The 17,191-nt window shown below is 73.0% G+C and carries 11 protein-coding genes; 5 read left to right on the forward strand and 6 right to left on the reverse strand.

Annotation, left to right across the window (positions count from 1 at the left end; all coding sequences use genetic code 11):
• Positions 1–86: 86 nt before the first annotated feature.
• Together ACTOQ3_RS02975 and ACTOQ3_RS02980 are read left to right on the forward strand one after the other, a co-directional pair.
• Positions 87–2,129, forward strand: coding sequence for a bifunctional aldolase/short-chain dehydrogenase (locus ACTOQ3_RS02975; RefSeq protein WP_440081848.1), 2,043 nt, complete (start codon positions 87–89; stop codon positions 2,127–2,129).
• A gap of 108 nt (positions 2,130–2,237) precedes the next feature.
• Entirely contained in the window at positions 2,238–3,905 is a 1,668-nt protein-coding gene (locus ACTOQ3_RS02980) for a rhamnulokinase (RefSeq protein ID WP_440081850.1), read from the forward strand.
• Positions 3,906–3,986: 81 nt separating this feature from the next.
• Here the strand turns inward: ACTOQ3_RS02980 and mmuM are convergent, their stop codons facing one another.
• From mmuM to ACTOQ3_RS02995, 3 genes are all read right to left on the reverse strand, one after another.
• A complete protein-coding gene (gene mmuM, locus ACTOQ3_RS02985; RefSeq protein WP_440081852.1) occupies positions 3,987–4,859 on the reverse strand; it encodes a homocysteine S-methyltransferase in 873 nt (290 codons plus the stop codon).
• Between the two features lie 475 nt (positions 4,860–5,334).
• Positions 5,335–7,680 carry a VIT domain-containing protein gene (locus ACTOQ3_RS02990; RefSeq protein ID WP_440081854.1) on the reverse strand — a complete coding sequence of 782 codons (2,346 nt, stop codon included), beginning with the start codon at positions 7,678–7,680 and terminating at the stop codon, positions 5,335–5,337.
• Entirely contained in the window at positions 7,677–8,516 is an 840-nt protein-coding gene (locus ACTOQ3_RS02995) for a MerR family transcriptional regulator (RefSeq protein ID WP_440081856.1), read from the reverse strand. Before ACTOQ3_RS02995 ends, ACTOQ3_RS02990 begins: the two co-directional genes overlap by 4 nt.
• Positions 8,517–8,640: 124 nt before the next feature.
• On the opposite strand from ACTOQ3_RS02995, the gene ACTOQ3_RS03000 reads away from it, so the two are divergent.
• Complete coding sequence (locus ACTOQ3_RS03000; protein WP_440081858.1) at positions 8,641–9,108, forward strand: Dps family protein; 468 nt, start codon at positions 8,641–8,643, stop codon at positions 9,106–9,108.
• Positions 9,109–9,226: 118 nt separating this feature from the next.
• On the opposite strand, the gene ACTOQ3_RS03005 is transcribed toward ACTOQ3_RS03000, so the two are convergent.
• On the reverse strand, positions 9,227–10,099 hold the full coding sequence (locus ACTOQ3_RS03005) for a class I SAM-dependent methyltransferase (RefSeq protein WP_440081861.1): 873 nt from the start codon (positions 10,097–10,099) through the stop codon (positions 9,227–9,229).
• A gap of 522 nt (positions 10,100–10,621) precedes the next feature.
• Between ACTOQ3_RS03005 and ACTOQ3_RS03010 the strand changes: the two genes are divergently transcribed.
• Together ACTOQ3_RS03010 and ACTOQ3_RS03015 are read left to right on the forward strand one after the other, a co-directional pair.
• On the forward strand, positions 10,622–11,044 hold the full coding sequence (locus tag ACTOQ3_RS03010; RefSeq protein WP_440081863.1) for a nuclear transport factor 2 family protein: 423 nt from the start codon (positions 10,622–10,624) through the stop codon (positions 11,042–11,044).
• Between the two features lie 346 nt (positions 11,045–11,390).
• A complete protein-coding gene (locus ACTOQ3_RS03015) occupies positions 11,391–12,749 on the forward strand; it encodes a hypothetical protein (protein WP_440081865.1) in 1,359 nt (452 codons plus the stop codon).
• A 2-nt stretch (positions 12,750–12,751) separates the two neighbouring features.
• Here ACTOQ3_RS03015 and ACTOQ3_RS03020 read toward each other — a convergent pair whose 3' ends face one another.
• Positions 12,752–16,150 (reverse strand): P-loop NTPase fold protein, encoded by a 3,399-nt coding sequence (locus ACTOQ3_RS03020; RefSeq protein WP_440081866.1) that lies wholly within the window; start codon positions 16,148–16,150, stop codon positions 12,752–12,754.
• Between the two features lie 221 nt (positions 16,151–16,371).
• Positions 16,372–17,181: an ABC transporter ATP-binding protein gene (locus ACTOQ3_RS03025; protein ID WP_440081868.1), complete on the reverse strand. Its 810-nt coding sequence runs from the start codon at positions 17,179–17,181 to the stop codon at positions 16,372–16,374.
• Between the last annotated feature and the right edge of the window lie 10 nt (positions 17,182–17,191).

Raw genomic sequence — 17,191 nt, forward strand, 5'->3', positions numbered from 1 at the left:
CACCTCGCCGCGCCCCGGGTCTCCCACGAAGGCCCCGCCGGGTGTCCGCGGGAGGTGACGGGTGAACGAGCGAGCGGAGAGGTGTCATGACGTCGCCGGTTGAGGAACTGCTGCAGCGGTCGCACGCGCTGGGGGCCGATCCGCGGAACACGAACTTCGCGGGGGGCAACACCTCGGCCAAGGGGACGGCGGCCGATCCCGTGACCGGGACCCCGGCCGAGGTGATGTGGGTCAAGGGTTCCGGGGGAGACCTGGGCACCCTGGCCGAGCGCGGCCTGGCGGTGCTGCGGCTGGACCGGCTGCGGGCGCTGGCGGGGGTGTACCCCGGGGTCGAGCGCGAGGACGAGATGGTCGCGGCGTTCGACTTCTGCGCCTTCGGCACGGGCGGCGCCGCGCCCTCGATCGACACCGCGATGCACGGCCTGGTGGACGCGGCACACGTGGACCACCTGCACCCCGACGCGGGGATCGCGATCGCCACCGCCGCCGACGGGGAGGCGCTGACGGCGCGGATCTTCGGGGACCGGGTGGTGTGGGTGCCCTGGCGGCGGCCCGGTTTCCAGCTGGGACTGGACATCGCGGCGATCAAGAAGGACAACCCCCGGGCGATCGGGTGCGTCCTGGGCGGGCACGGCATCACCGCCTGGGGCGACACCTCGGCCACCTGCGAGGCCAACTCGCTGGAGATCATCCGCACCGCGGAGGCGTACATCGCCGAGCACGGCAGGGCGGAGCCGTTCGGGCCGGTGCTCGCCGGGTACGAGCCGTTGGACGAGGAGGCGCGGGCCGCGCGGGCGGCGGCGCTGTTCCCCGTGGTGCGCGGGCTGGCCTCCACCGACGCCCCGCAGGTCGGCCACTACACCGCCACCGGCGAGGTGCTGGACTTCCTGTCGCGCGAGCGCCACCCCGAACTGGCCGCGCTGGGCACCTCGTGCCCCGACCACTTCCTGCGGACCAAGGTGGCCCCGCTGGTGGTGGACCTGCCCGCCGGCGCGCCGATCGAGGACGTGGTCGCCCGGCTGCGGGAACTGCACGCCGCCTACCGCGAGGAGTACGCGGCCTACTACCGGCGGCACGCAGTGGAGGGCTCGCCCGCGATGCGCGGTGCCGACCCGGCGATCGTGCTGGTGCCGGGGGTGGGCATGTTCTCCTTCGGCAAGGACAAGCAGACCGCGCGGGTGGCCGGGGAGTTCTACGTCAACGCCGTCAACGTGATGCGCGGCGCCGAGGCGCTCTCCTCGTACGCGCCGATCGAGGAGAGCGAGAAGTTCCGGATCGAGTACTGGGAACTGGAGGAGGCCAAGCTGCGCCGGATGCCGCCCGCCCGCCCGCTGGCGACGCGGGTGGCCGTGGTGACCGGCGGCGGCTCGGGCATCGGGGCGGCGACCGCGCGCCGGCTCGCCGCCGAGGGGGCGTGCGTGGTGGTGGCCGACCGCGACCTCGGCGCCGCGCGGAAGGTGGCCGCCGAGCTGGGCGCGAAGGCGTACCGGCCCGAGGACGTCGCGGTCGCGGTGGAGGTGGACGTCACCGACGAGGCACAGGTGGTCGCCGCGCTCCGGGCGGCGGTACTGGCGTTCGGCGGGGTGGACCTGATCGTCAACAACGCGGGCCTGTCGCTGTCGCGCTCGCTGCTGGAGACCACGACGGCAGACTGGGACCTGCAGCACGGCGTGATGGCCCGCGGGTCGTTCCTGGTCTCGCGGGAGAGCGCCCGGGTGATGATCGCCCAGGGGATGGGCGGGGAGATCGTGTACATCTCCTCCAAGAACGCGGTGTTCGCCGGACCGAACAACGTGGCCTACGGGGCGGCCAAGGCCGACCAGGCGCACCAGGTGCGGTTGCTGGCGGCCGAGCTCGGCGGGCACGGGATCCGCGTCAACGGCGTCAACCCCGACGGGGTGGTACGCGGGTCCGGCATCTTCGCCTCGGGGTGGGGGGCCAACCGGGCCGCGGTGTACGGGGTGGAGGAGGAGAAACTGGGCGAGTACTACGCGCAGCGCACCCTGCTCAAGCGCGAGGTGCTGCCCGAGCACGTCGCGGGGGCGGTCTTCCAGCTGACCCAGCTCACCCAGACCACCGGGCTGCACATCCCGGTCGACGCGGGCGTCGCGGCGGCCTTCCTGCGCTGACCGCCGGTCCTCGGTTCTCCTCGTCCGGCTCCCGTACCGCGAGGCGGACGGGGACGTTCCCGCTTCCTGATTTCTCATCCTGTTTCCCGCTTTCTGAGAGGGGCTCGCATGCAGTCGGCACCGGGGACCGGAGGGTTCGCGCGATCCGAACAGTCCGCGCCGTCGGCGCGGTCCGGGCAGCACGCGCAGACCGTGCCGGCCGGGCGGACCGGGCGGACCGGGCGGTACGCCGCGGTCGACCTCGGCGCGTCGAGCGGCCGGGTGGTCGTCGCCGAGATCGGGCCGGACACCCTGGAACTGCGCGAGGTGCACCGTTTCGCGAACGTGCCCGTCCGGGCCGGAGGCACGCTGTACTGGGACATCCTGCGGATCCACCGGGGAGTGCTGGACGGCCTGCGCGCGGCGGGCCCCGTCGACGGCATCGGGATCGACTCCTGGGCCGTCGACTACGGGCTCCTGGACGAGGACGGCGCGCTGCTCGGCAATCCTGTCCACTACCGTGACGCCCGCACCGAGAAGACGGCCAGCCGGGTCCCCTTCGAGGAGCTCTACGCCCGCACCGGCATCGCCCGCCAGCCGTTCAACACCATCCACCAGCTCGCCGCCGAGACCCGGCTGGCCTCGGCCTCGACGTTGCTGCTCATTCCCGACCTGATCGCGTACTGGCTGACCGGGGAGGTCGGCGCGGAACTGACCAACGCCTCCACCACCCAGCTGCTCGACGCCAGGACCCGCCGGTGGGACACCGTTCTGACGGGCGGCCTCGGCCCCGCGGCCAGGATCCTGCCGCCGATCCGGCGCCCCGGCGAGGTGATCGGCCCGCTGGCGCCGGAGGTCGCGGGCGAGCTCGGGCTCTCCCCGGACACCCGGGTCATCGCGGTCGGTTCCCACGACACCGCCTCCGCGGTGGCGGCGGTCCCCGCGGAGAGCGAGCGGTTCGCCTACATCTCCTGCGGCACCTGGTCGCTGGTCGGCGTCGAGCTGGACCAGCCCATGATCAGCGAGGAGGGGCGGCGGGCCAACTTCACCAACGAGGCGGGCATCGACGGCACCGTGCGCTACCTGCGTAACGTCACCGGGTTGTGGCTGCTGCAGGAGTGCATCCGCACCTGGGAGGCGGAGGCCGCCCCGGCGGAGACCCCGCCCGGCGCGGAGCCGTCCACCGGGTCGTTCACCGGGTCGCCCGAAGAGCCGGCCGGCGGGGCTTCGGCCGACGCCGGGGACTCGCCTGCCGGGGCGCCGGGAGGGCGGGTCGACCTGGAGGAACTGCTCGGGCAGGCCGCCGGGGAGGTGCCGTTCCGGTCGGTCGTGGACGCCGACGACCCGATCTTCCACGCGCCCGGCGACATGCCCGGACGCATCGCCGACTTCTGCCGCCGTACCGGCAGGCCCGTGCCGGAGACCCGCGCCCAGACCGTCCGATGCGTGATCGACTCCCTGGCGCTGGCCCACCGGGCGGCGATCGAGGACGCCCGGCGGCTCACCGGGCAGGCGGTGGACACGATCCACATCGTCGGGGGAGGCTCGCGCAACGCGCTGCTCTGCCGGCTCACCGCCGACGCCTGTGGCCTCCCCGTGGTCGCGGGGCCGGTCGAGGCCACCTCGACCGGCAACGTCCTGGTCCAGGCCAGAGCCGACGGGGTCGTCTCCGGCACCCTCGCCGACCTGCGCGCCCTGGTCCGGCGCACCCAGCACCTGGAGCGCTACGAGCCCCGCCCCGATGCCGGGATCCCGCCCGCGGACGCGCTCGGCGGGGCGGTTCCCGCCGGAGGGTGAGTGGATGTCCGCCGCAGGATCCCCGGAGGTGCGCGGCCGGGGGTCCTGGGCTCGCGGGACGCGCGGTGGCCGGTCAGGGCCTCACGGGGTGCCCGACCCCATGAGGTGGGTGCGGATCTGGCGGATGTGCTCCGGAGTGGTACGGCAGCAGCCGCCGACGAAGGCGGAGCCCGCGGCGGTCCACCCGGCCGCGGCCTCTCCGAACTCCACCGGGTCGGCCAGCCCGAGCCAGCGCCGGTTCGCGGAGTCCCAGACCTCGCCGGAGTTGGGATACACCATGGTGGGCTTGCCCTTGATCTGCGAGATCAGGCTGAGCACGTGGCGCGGTGCCGTGCAGTTGACGCCGATCGCGATCACCTGGGGGTTCCCGGTGAACAACCCGGCGGCCATCTTGAGCGGGGTGCCGTCGTTGATGTGCTCGCCGTCGCGGCAGGAGAAACTCACCCACGCCCGCATCTCCGGCGTCTCGGCGAGCAGCCGCCTCAGCGCCCTGGCCTCGGTGTAGGACGGGATGGTCTCGCAGGCCATCAGGTCGGCCTCGCTGTCGGCCAGGATGTGCCAGCGGTCGCGGTGCCAGTCGGTCAGGCCGTCCTCGTCGAGGTCGTAGTCGCCGGTGTACTCGGCGCCGTTGGACAGGTAGGCGCCGTACGGGCCGACGCTGGCGGCCACGGTGCCCGAACCGTGGGCGTCCCTGGCCTGGGCGGCCAGGTGCACGGAGAGCAGGATGAGGTCCTCGGCCTCGGCGGCGCTCAGACCGCGCCGTACGAACGCGGGGATGCTCGCCTGGTAACTCGCCGTTATCGCCACCTCGGCGCCCGCGGCGAAGTAGTCGAGATGCGCCTGCCGGATCACGGAGGGGTTCTCCAGCAGGATCTTCGCCGACCAGAGATCGTCTCGCAGGTCCGCGCCCAGCTCCTCCAAATGGGTGGCCAGGCCGCCGTCCAGAATCACCATCCCGCTACTTTATGTGGCGCGGCCCGAGTTGGAACCCCGCTCTTCCCGCCCTTGGTCCTGCTCTGTCCCATATCGGTCTCGTGGCATCTTCACCGCGCACGGTGATCCGCCGGTGATCCGCGCCCGCGTGAGGGCCGGATCCAGGGAGGGGCCTGCCGATGACCACTGCCGTGCCGTGCCGATGACCGCCGCCGCGCCGGGGACTCCATCTCGCCCCCGTGAAACGACGGGATACGGCTACGCGTCACCCCTCGCTGTCGTCCGAACCGGCTCGCCGCCCGGTAGATGTCTGTGAGGCTTCAGGACGGAGATCGTGAATGGACGACGGGTTCGACGGCGGGTCCGGGAAACCGGCCCGAAGCACGCTCTTCGCGGGTGTTCGTGCCCGGAGGTGGTCTCGTGACCGTTCGAACGGTCACGAGACCACCTCCGGGCCCTCAGGTCGCCACGGATTCCCGGCGCGGGATCGGGGAGGTCACCGCTTCCAGAACGGGCGTCGCCTTGCGGGGCCCGCCAGAGACTCCAGGACCTCCTCGGCCCGCCGCCACAGGGTGTCCACGTCCCCGCCGGCCTGCAGCTCCTCGGCCAGGGCCGCCAGCTCCGCGTGGCCGCCGAGGTAGACGGCGAGGGCCGCGAGGCGGCTGCCCAGGTCCTCCAGCAGGCGCAGCCGCTCGGCGGCGGGCAGGGAGGCCGCGGCGCGCAGCCGCCTCAGCTCCTCGGCGAGCTGCTCCCTCGGCGGCTCCTGCGGCGTGCCCTGCCTCGGGGGAGCCCCGGCCGGCGCGGGACGCAGCATCCGGGCGCGGTCGTCGAAGCCTCCGGCCGCCGCGTCCTGCGGCAGGCCGCCGACGGCCGGGCTCGCCGCGAACCTCGGCATGGAGCCGGGACGGGCCATCCCCGGAGGCGCCCCGGGGGACGGCGGCGGGCTCGGGGCCGCGCTCTCGAAGGCCATCGAGGTCATCATCATCGGCGCGGCGGCGACCGGGCTCTCCCAGCCGCTGGGCGGCTCCACCGGCTGGATCACCCGATGCGCCGGGCCGCCCTCGGCGACCACCTGCGTGTCGACCGCGACGAAGGCGGTGAACCGGCAGAGCACCCCGTATCTGAGCGAGGTCTCGACGATCTCGGCCTCCAGGGACCGGTCACCGGCCGCGTAGCGGTCCTCCAGGGCCCGCAGCCGCGCCCGCGCCCAGATCGCCCGTACGGCCGGATTGTCCACCGTCGACGCGGTGACCCTCCGCTCCCACGGCGAGCCGTCGGGGCCCAGGCCCCGTACGGTCAGCGCTCCGGCGGCCGTGCCGCGGTAGCGGCCGAGCACGGTGAGCGGGACGCCCGAGTAGATCGAACCGACGTGGCTGACCGTCTCGGTGACCAGGTCGAGCCCGTCGGCCTTGAGGGACAGGTCGGTGACCAGGGGGGCGCCGATCCGGCGGTGGATGTGCTCCATCGCCTCGTCCAGCCGGTCCTCGGACTCGACCAGCTCGCACCTGCCCCCGCCCAGCCCGGCCAGCCTGCCCAGGAAACCGGCGTTGACCGCCCTGTCGATGCCGACCGTGTGCACCCGCACCCCGGCCAGCCCGGCGCCGAGCCGCTCCAGGATCTGGTCCTCGTTGCCGACCTGCCCGTCGGTGACGAGCACCAGCACCCGGTCCCCGGCGGAGTCGGCGAGCAGCGCGGCGGCCCGCTCCAGCGGTGACAACATCTCGGTGCCGCCGCGCGCCTCCAGCCTGGCCAGGTGCTCCACGGCCCGGTAGCGGTTGCGGTCGGACGCCTCGGACAGTCCCTCGCCGAGCCCGTCCGGATACTCCACGACGGTATCGAAGGAGAGCACCGCGAACCGGTCGCCCGAGGTGAGCGTGTCGACGATGCGCGCGGCGGCGCGCCGGGCGGCCACCATCTTCCAGCCGGTCATGCTGCCCGAGCGGTCGAGCACCAGCACCACGTCCTTGGCCCCGGTCCCGGCGGGCGCCGGTTCGGGGACGACGGTCAGCGTGAACGTGCCCTCGCTCTCGTCGTCTCCGTCCGGGGCGAGCGCGAGGGAGGTGGAGGCGTCGAAGGCCAGGCGCAGGATGAAGTCGCGGTCCAGCCGCTCACCCGGCTGGAGGCGGATCACGGTGCCCTCCTCCCGCACCACGTGCAGGCTGGAACGGACCTCGCGCAGCTCCAGACCGGCGGGGTCGACGGAGACGGCGAGCGACAGCCGGACCGGGTTGGGGAAGCCGGGCAGCAGCACCGGCGGGGTGATGCGAGAGGCGTCGGGGACCGCGTCGGTGTCCGGGGCCCAGCCGTCGCCCGCGCGCTCGCCGTCCAGCGGGGTGCCCGGGACGTAGCGGGGGGCGACGACCAGCGGGAAGCGGAAGGTGGCCGCGCCGTCCTCGTACGGGAGCGGCTGGTTCAGCGTGAGGTGCACGGTGACCCGCTCGCCCGGCACGATGTTGCCGACCCTCATGGTGAAGACGTCCGGCCGGTCCTCCTCGGCGATCGCGGCCCGCTTTCCCTGGGAGATCGCCTGGTCGTAGTCGGCCCTGGCCTGGCCGCGCTCCTTGAGCACGCCCTCGACGACCCGGCCGTCGGCCTCCATCCTGAAGGCGGTCACGGCGGCCCGGTCGGGCAGCGGGAAGACGTACGTCGCCTCAAGGGCCACGTCGTGCGGGTTGCGGAAGCCCTGGACCACCTCGACCCCGGCGCTCAGGCCGGACACGGCGGCGGTCACGTCCACGCTCTCCAGCGGCAGGTTGCCGCGTTCGGTGGCGAGCGCCCCCATCCCGGCGTCGGGGACGGGCAGGCACTCCTCCGGCGGCAGTGTGGTGATCGAAGTGGTCATGCGTGCATTCCTTCCGGAGGTGTGAGGCCGCGTTCGCGAAGGAGCGACAGGAGTCCCTCCGAAGCGACGGCGATCTCGGCGAGGTCATCGGGTGAGGGGGCGTGTCCGCCCGTGTCGAGCACCAGCGTCACGCCGTTCGCGAGCCGTACGCCGTGGACGAGCACGGCTTCCGGGGTCGGCGGTGCCGGGGGAGTCCTGCCGGGCGGGTTCTGGGCCTGCGGGACCGCGGCGGGGAAGGTCTTGCCGGAGGGGGCTTTACCGGAGGGGGCTTTACCGGACAGGGCCGGAGCGGGCGGGACATGGCCGGAGGAAGCAGGAGGGGCCGGAGCGGGCGGGACTTCGCCGACCGGGGCCGGGGGCGGCTTCGGCGGAGCGGGGTCGGTGGTCGCCGGGGCGGTGGCTGCCAGGGCGGCGGACGGCCCGGCCCAGAAACGCGGGCGTGCCGCCCGGGGAGAACCGGTCCCTGCCGGAGGCGCGGGCGGGTGCCCGGGTGCGTGCTCCGGCCGGTGCTCCGGTGCGTTTTCCAGCGCGGGCTCGGGGAGCCGGGCGATCGACTCCAAAGTCTGGTCGGTGGCCCCCGCCAGCTCGGCCTGGATCTCGGCGATGGTCCGGCCGTCGGACTGGCGCCGCTTGACGGCGACGATCTGGAGCAGGTGACGCCTGCCGTACATGGCCACGCGGCCCCGGCGGGCCAGCGGGGGGTCGAGGAGGCCGATCGTCGAATACCAGCGGATGAGGCGCTCGTTGGGCATGTCCCTGACCCGCCCGTTGAGCTGGGCGGTGGGGGCCAGCGCCGCGGACGCCCGCTCGGCCAGTTCACCGATGGTCCATTCCATGTCTCTATGGTGACACTGTAATCATGACAGTGTCAACATGATGGCCGGAATAGGGAGGCAGATAGATGGGTACGGATATTTCGTAGCAAAGGGGAAACTAAGCTCGAAACAGGGGGGACACTTCATGTCCGCGATCACCAGCCCACTCACGCCAGAAGACAAGAAGACCATTGCCGTCGTGCTCCAGGGGGCTCTCGTCGACCTGCTCGACCTTTCGCTCTTGACCAAGCAGGCCCACTGGAACGTGATCGGCCACAACTTCCGGTCACTGCACCTGCAGCTCGACAAGATCGTCTCGTCGGCCAGGAAGCACGCGGACACCGTCGCCGAGCGCGCGGTGGCCCTCGGGTGCAACCCCGACGGCCGGGCCTCCACGCTCACGAGCACCAGCGAGGTGCCGCAACTGGAGTCGGGCTACATCAACGACGGCAAGGTCGTGGCCGCCATGACGGACATCCTCGGATCCATCATCCGCCGGATGCGTGAGCGCATCGAGGCCGCCGAGCAGCCCGACCTGGTCACCCAGGACCTCCTCATCGAGATCACGCAGGACCTCGAGAAGCACCACTGGATGATCGAGGCCCAGCGCTAGATCGTCTTTCGGGGCGCCCCGGCCCGTGAGGGCCGGGGCGCCTTCCGCATGAGTTCCGGCCAGATGGATGGACCCGGCCGCGCCGCAGGATCACTTCGGAGGGATCGAACACGTCCTTCTAACGCTGAAAGTGCCACAACAGCATCGACGGCGTTCCGGCGATGGCCGCGTGCGCCGCCTCGGGCGCCAGGTCGCACAGGGCCCACGGCCACACCTCCCACGGCTCCAGGACGTCGGTCCGCTCGCCGGGCTTCTCCGGCGGGTGCCGTGGCTCCTCGCAACGCCGTACCCGGAGCCCGGCCGCCAGCGCGGCTCGCAGGTAGTCACCGACCAGGTGGCGGTAGGTGGCCACCCTTCCCGGCCGGCCGTCGGGCAGCCGTACGGGCGGGACCACTCCCCGGGCCACGCCCTCGGGATGGATGTCGGTGATCACCAGGTGCCCACCGGGCCGCAACACCCGCGCGAACTCGGCCAGCACCGGGTCCAGGGCGGGCACATGTGTCAACGCCAGCGAGCAGACCACCAGGTCGACGGACTCGCCGGGCACCGGCAGCGATGACAGGTCACCCGGTTGGAACTCCGCCTGCGGCACCCGCCGGCGCGCCCGCTCCAGCATGTCGGGTGAGCTGTCCACGCCGCGCACCCGATGGCCGCGCCCTGCCAGATAGGCCGCGATCCTGCCGGTGCCGCACGCCGCGTCCAGCGCGTCGCCGGACGGCAGCGCGTCGACCAGTTCCCTGATGAAGGGCTCGTCGGCGTCGAACGCGGCGTTGGGGGTGTCATAGGTCTGCGACCAGATCCGGTAACCGTCCACGGTGTCCACGCGGGCCACCTCGACAGCGGCGCAGGCAAGGGAGTCGTCGTCGAGGAACTCGCGGATCTCGGTCAGGCGCGCCTCGACGAACGCGCGGTCGTGCTCGCCGGTGTAGGCCCGCATCAGGGCGATGCCCTCAAGTCCGAGCACGTACGCCAAAGGATGCTCGTAGATCACCGCGACACGCTAACGGCGGCTGCCGCGAGGAGGCCACCGGATTTCGAACCGGACGGGCACGCCCTGGATGCGCCAGGCTTCCAGGGCCTGAACTCCTCAGGAGCCGCCGTCCCGAGCACGTTCCGGAGCGCCGGGAGAGGATGATCGCGTCCCCGTGGCGCTACGGGGCGGGGACCTTCCTGTCGCCGTCCCCGAGCCAGACCAGGTCGGAGTGAGCGGTCCGAGGCGACTCCTGCAGGCCAGAGCGATGGTCTGTTCAGAGAAGCCTGCGTTCGATGCCGTCCGGGCGCACCAGCACGCCACCGGCGCGCTCCGCACCCACGCGACACCCGGGCCGAGTGGGAGGCGTTCGTCGGCGGCGTCAGGGACGGCGAGTTTGATTTCCCCGCCCGTTGACCGTACCGGCCGCCGAGTGGCACGGCCGGGCAGTGAGGCGATCCACCTTGCCCCCCGGCCTCTGCGGGTCCCGTCATACCTCGGTGGTAATCGACGGGCGGCGCCCGGAACCTGGAGGCTTGTGACATGAGTGATGAGACCCGTGACATCGTGGAAGAACTGCTGCGCCGGATGGCCGAGGGCGATCACGACCGTACGGCGGAGCTGTTCGCCGAGCCGGTCGACTGGCGGCTCGCCTGGCCCGCCGAGGGGCATCCGGCGGTGCCGTGGATTCGCCCCCGGTCCGGCCGGGCCGATGTGGCGGACCACTTCCGGTCGCTGGAGGCCCATCACGTGCCCGAACTGAACGGCACGTCGGTGACGCGGATCCTGGTCGACGGGGCGCACGCCGTCGTGCTCGGGGACATCGCGCAGACGGTGCGGGACGGCGGGGCCTCGTACACCTCACCGTTCGCGCTGCACCTCACCGTCGAGGACGGGCTCGTCACCCGCTTCCACATCTACGAGGACAGCCTCACGGTCGCGCGGGCCCTCAGCGCTCAAATGTGATCGCGAAGGGCCCCTTCCGTCGTAGTGTCGAGGAAAGGGCTCACGCTGCCCGCCGGGCACCACCCTCTTCCGAGATCCTTGGTTTTCCGGAGATTCGCCCTCCGGGTGACGCCCGGAACCGGATCCGCGCCCGGCCGCCCGGGGCGAGACTCCCGACGGCCGGACGAGGATCCGAACAAGGGCGTCGATACCGCACCGCACGCTGTTTTGACGGAAACTCCCATGTAAAAATTTGCTCGGCATTCCGCCTATAGGCTTCCGTTTCGTGCCGAAACGATCATCGACTCTCTGGGGGGCGGCGATCCTGGTCGCCTTGATTCCCGATATCCATTTCTGGATCAGGACGATGCTGTCCGGCACAGAGGGCGGCGGGGGTGTCTGGATCGCGTCCGCTCTTTGCGAGGGACGCCGGATCGACCTGTGGCTGGACGAGCTGCTCGACCCGGTCTGGGACCTCCCGCTCCTGTGGTTCGGATCCGTGCCGCTGATCGTCCTCGCCTGGGGAAGCCGGTCTCTGAGCGGGCGGGCCGGACGTCCCTGGATCGGCCGGATCCTGGGACGCCTCGCCGCCGTGGTGATGATCGTTCGCCATCTCCCGTCCCTGCTGCTGCTCGTGATCGACATATCCGCCGATCCCGGGTGCGGGGTCATCTGGGGACCGGGGCTGACGAACTGGGGTGTCACGAGGGATCTCTGCGGCCTGGTCGCCGCGATCCTGGTGCTCCTCGCGGTCCGTGCCTCCCGTACTCCGGGAAACGGCCTCACCCGTACGGCGATCGCGGTGCCGCTGGTGATCGTGGTGCTCCTCGGCGCGGTGGGCGACGTCGCGCGGGGGAAGGTGAGCGACGCGTCGGCGCTCGACTGCGCCGGATTCGGCGACGGCACCGTCTCGGGGCTGGATGAGAGCGAGAAGGAGTTCCTGTGCCGGGTCCGGGACGACTACCAGTGGGGCATACCGGAGCTCGAGGACATGCCCGACCGTGATCTTCTCGCGTACGGCCGCGGGCTGTGCGACCTGGCGGTGCGCCTCGGAGGAGGCGACGTCGACGCGCCCGCCGCGGCGGAGGCGATCGGCGAGCTGCACAGCCACTCGCTGGCGGGGGCGCTGAGCCTGCTGTGTCCCAAGGTGGCCGAGGTGCAGCGGGAGAAGGCGCTGCGGGCGCAGGAGGAGAGTGACGCCTACTTCGCGGCGGCGGAGCGGAGCTGTGCCGCCCATCCCCGGCACCGGCCGAGGATCACACCGGTACGGCAGGTCCGCGAGACCATGTGGACGGAGTTCTGGGAAATCCACGCCTGGGACGAGGAGAACGAGGGCGCCGAGGTCGAAGGCCGGGTGGCCGACCTGGTGGCGAGCGCACCCGGCGCGCTGGGCATCTGGGCGGCGGACGAGATCGGCCACGCGTGCGTGACGGGGGAGTCCTACCGGCGCCGACCGCCGGTGGAGACCCGGGGCTGGGAGCAGGTCGTCGAGGTCGGCTACCGGAGTGGCGACGGGGTCCTGTCCATCGTGGACGGGGAGGGTGAGCGGCTCCCCGACCTCGCGGCCGGAGGGCCGGGAGGCTACCGGGTCCGGGTCCACGTCCGGGGACGCAAGGCCGTACGGGAGAACGTCGACGTTCCCGACGGCACCGTCCAACTGCTGATCATGGTGTTTCCCGGAAAGGAGAAGGAGCCCAGGATCTACCGCGATTCCCTGTCGTCCTGAGCTCAGAGGAGATAGCGGGCCAGGTCGGCGACGGGGTGCGGTCCGGAGAGCAGGTCGCGCAGGGTGTCCAGGTGGGTGCCGCCCGAGGTGTGGTGGGCGGTGAGGCCGGTGTCGTGGACGGCCCGCTCCCAGCCGTCGTCGTCGTTCGCCGCCTCCTCCAGCCGCCGCAGCACGCTCGCCCCGTCCGCCTCCCCGGCCAGCAGCGTCAGCAGGTGCGGCCACTGGACGGCGAGCGCCGCGAGCTTGGCGACCTCGCCGTCCGAGGCGGGGGCCGCCCCGGCGAGGGCGCGGCGGTAGGTCAGGAACGAGTAGAAGCGGAACACGTTCACGTACCGCTTGATCTCGCGCGGGTTGAAGAACGTCAGGGCCGGGAGCACGAACTCGATCGCCCGGTAGGCGTTCTCGTCGCTGTAGAGGTCGTCGAAGACCCGGTCCGCGGCCTCGCGGGTCGCCGCGCAGAGGCCGCCGACGGCGTCGGAGCACTCGATGCCCAGGGCGTCCTGCGCCAGCCGCGCCGCCTCGTCGAGGGTCGTCGTGGTCGGGCGCAGCGCCCAGATGGCGTCCTGCAATCGGCTCACCTGGACCGGGTCCGGCGGTTCCGCCGCCCGTGATCCGGGGTCGGGCGTCTCCGCCGGCGTTCGCGGCCCGAATCCCTGCAGCTCCATCGTCGCCCGCAGCCCGAGCCCCGGTATCGCCACCGGTGTCCGCGATCCGGGTCTCCGCGGTTCCGCCGGTGCCCGCAGTCCCGGCACGGCCGCTCCCGGTGGCGTGATGGTGCCGGGCGAGCCCGGTGTGACCGCGCCGAGGGGGGAGGGCCGTGCGGGAGGCAGGGGACCGCGCGAACGCGGCCCGGCCGGATCCGGTGGCGGGTCGAGCCGTTCCAGGGCGGCTGAGGGGCCCGCCGGACGCGGTCCGGCCGGATTCGGTGTCCGTGTGGTGTCCGGGTCCCGCGGCCACGAGGGACCCGCGCCCGCGGGAGCGGTACCCGCGCCCGCGGGAACGGCAGGAGGACCGGCGTGCACGTCGGGACCGTCCGAGGGGACGGTCGCGGGCCGCGCCGGGCCGGACACGCCCAGCAGGGCCCGTACGAAGGCGGGCAGCCGGTCGGCGTCGTCCAGCAGCGGCACGCTCAGCGGGAGCTGCACGATCTTCTCCAGGAACCGCCAGCCCAGGCCGGACCGCCCGCCGCCCGGCAGCGTCCCTGCCAGCTCCGGATAGGCCGCCTCGACGTGCGCCACGACCACCTCCGGCTCCATGGCCAGCACGAACACGCAGTTGGGGAACTCTCCGGCGAGGAAGAGGTTGATCGCCTCGATGACCTGCGCCACCGTTCCCGGCGAGCAGCGGTCCAGGTCGTCCACGAACACCACCAGCGGGCGCTCCCCGGTGGCGACGAGGTCGAGGACCTGCCGCATGTCGGTCTGCACCAGGTGCAGGAAGCCGGTCCTGGACCGGTACCCGGGGGTGGTCGCGACCTCGTTGACGAACCCGTCGGCCGCGCCGGGGCCGAGCAGGTCGGGTTGGGTGACCAGGCCGCGGAACGCGTTGTCCGCCGACTCCCCGAAGAACCGCGCCAGCCGTACGGCACCCGCCCCCACCACCAGCGCCGACCCGGCGGAGCCGACGGCCGCGGCGGCGTTTCCCAGGAAGGCGCCGAGCGTGGGCAGCAGCGCGGCGGCGGCCAGGAGCGCCCCGGTGAGGACGACGGTGGCGACCAGGCCGAGGGCCACCGGCGCCAGGCGGGTCATCGCCAGGTGGTAGGCGCGCCTGCGGACCGCCTCCCGGTCGATCCTGGACAGGTTCAGCTCCAGCCAGAACCGTTCCCGCTCGGCGCGGGGCAGCCGCCGGGTGACCTGGCTGATGATCTCGTGGGCCAGCCCGGCCCAGACCTGCTCGCCGCTCTGGTACATCCACGGGTTGAACCAGACTGTGGGCCGCCAGTCCGCCCGCCGCAGCGGGAGCGGGCCCGGCTCTGCCTGCCCGGAGCCCTCCCGGGGACGCCGTCCCGTCCTGGCGAGCACCTCGGCGTTGGTCAGCGTCCGCTCCGCGCGGGAGCCGGGCAGGTGGATCGGGGCGGGGTCGTCCCCGGCGGCCCCGGGGTCCAGCAGGTCCTGGATCATCCGCATCAGCGAGGTCTTGCCCGCGCCCCAGGGGCCCTTGACGCCGATCGTGAGCGGGGGCCGGGTCTCGGGGTGGCGGACGAACGCGGCGATGGCCTCGGCGTAGACCCGGTGCCCGAGCTGGTCCTCGGTGGTCCACCGGTCGGCGGTGAGCCTGGCCCGGGGCCGTACCGTCCGCAGCCCGGCCCGGCGGCGGCGCAGCAGCGCCGAGGTCTGCGCCCGCTCGGCCGCCGACAGCCGCGAGTGGCCGAAGGTCCGCACGTCCGGGTGGACGAACGTGGTCGTCTCGCCCAGCAGGCCCCACTGCCTCAGCTCGGCGGCGTCGCCGAGGATCTCGTCGATCGGCTCGTCCTCGTCGAGGAGGGCCGCCCTGCGCAGGATCTCCCTGGCGGGCTCGCTCAGGTGGAGTTCGTAGACCCGCCGGACGATCTCGATCCCGCAGGCGGGCGGGGCGTGGTCGCCGAGCCGCGCCAGGACGCGGGCGAAGGCGGCGTGCGGCACGGCGGCGGTGTCCCTCGCCGGGGTGAGGGCGACCCCCGCGACGGCCCCGTACGAGATCAGGATGGGCGTGCGGGCGGCCGAGGCCGCCGCGTAGCGGGCGAGCGTGTAGGCGTGCAGGTCCCCGACGCTGATCGTCCCGTCCCCGTCGAGGTCGGCGGCCCGCGTCGTGAGGCCTTCCGCGATGACGTCGGTCAGCGTGCGCACCGGGCCGGGTACCGTCTCGTCGAGCCTCAGCGTGAGGGTGAGGGCCGCCGCGGCCACCCTCGGCTCCCCGGCCACGGCGAGCTGCCTGACCGGTTCGGCGGAGCCGTCCAGGGCGCTCCAGCCGAAGTCGACGATCATCAGTACGGCGGCCGCCAGCGACTCGCCGACCTGCCGCCCGAACGCGCCGATCATCGATCCCAGCTGTCCCGAGGTCCAGCCGCCGTCGGCGGGCAGCCGGATCACCAGCAGGTCGCCCTCCCGCGCCGAGCGCAGCAGGTTCCACACGCGCTCGCCGTCCGCGCCGGCCCCCTCGCTGGTCTCGGCCTCGACGGTGAACCCCTCGGCACGCAGCGCGCTCGCCAGCCGCGCGTCCGGCGGGGCGGCGTGCGGCCCGATGGCGGAGGTGCCCGCGTCCGGCGAGGTCGAGGTCGAGGCAGAGAGCGGGGAGGAGGACGGGACGGGTGACGGTGGCGGGGCCGCGGCCGGGGGAGAGTCGAGGAAGACGAGGGCTCGGCGGGTGCCCACGTGGGGCGTGGTCTCGAAAACTGGATTCGCGAACGCGAGTCCCTCGCTCAACGGTCCTCCCGATCTGACGGCGGTCATCCCACTGTGGACGCGTCGGACGGGACAGATGGCGATCTTGGCGATAGGTCGACCTGTTTTGACGGATGTTTGCTCGCCGGTTTCCGCAAAGTTTGCGGCGGGGAGCCGGGGCGGCGCCACCTGCGGTGTCACTCACGACGGTGCCACCCGCGGTGTCGCTGACGGCGGTGTCACTCACGGCGGCGCCAGCGAGATCACCGGCCCCTTCCGCCGCCGGGCGACGCGGCCTCCCTGACGACCTCCGTCAGCTCCTCGCGCAGCCCGGCGAAGAGCGGGTCGGCGCGGGGATGGTCGCCGTACGGCAGGTCCGAGCCGCGGTCGAGGACCACCCGGCCCGGCCTGCCGCTCAGCGCGAGCACGCGGGTGCCGAGGTAGACGGCCTCGTCCACGCTGTGGGTGATGAACACCACCGTCGTGCCCGCCCGCCGCCACAGCTCGCGGACCTCCTCCTGCATGCGTTCCCTCGTGAAGGCGTCCAGGGCGGCGAACGGCTCGTCCATCAGCAACAGCGCGGGTCCCGGGGCGAGGGCGCGGGCGATCGCCGCGCGCTGCTGCATGCCCCCCGAGAGCTCGTACGGCCTGGCCCTGGCGACGTCGGCCAGCCCGGTCAACTCCAGCAGCTCGGCCACCCGCTCGCGCCGCGCGGCCTTCGGCAGGCCGCGCAGCCCGAAACCGACGTTCCCCTCGACCGAGAGCCAGGGAAAGAGCCGGTGCTGCTGGAACACGTACCCCCTGGCCGGATCGGGCCCCGACACCGGCTTGCCGGAGGCCGTGATGGTTCCCGCCGACGGCGCGGTGAAGCCCGCCACCAGCCGCAGCAGCGTGCTCTTGCCGCACCCCGAGGGGCCCACGACCGTCACGAACTCCCCGGCGGCGATCTCCAGATCGATCGGGCCGAGGGCGTCGACCGTCCCGGCGCGCCCCCGGTAGGAGTGCGCCACCCCGGCGAGTGCGAGCGCCGTCTCCCGGGGGTCCGGGCTCCCGCCGGTCACCTCCGTGCTCACTTCGCTCGCG

The sequence above is a fragment of the Streptosporangium sp. LJ11 genome (assembly GCF_051918945.1).
Classification (GTDB): Bacteria; Actinomycetota; Actinomycetes; order Streptosporangiales; family Streptosporangiaceae; genus Streptosporangium.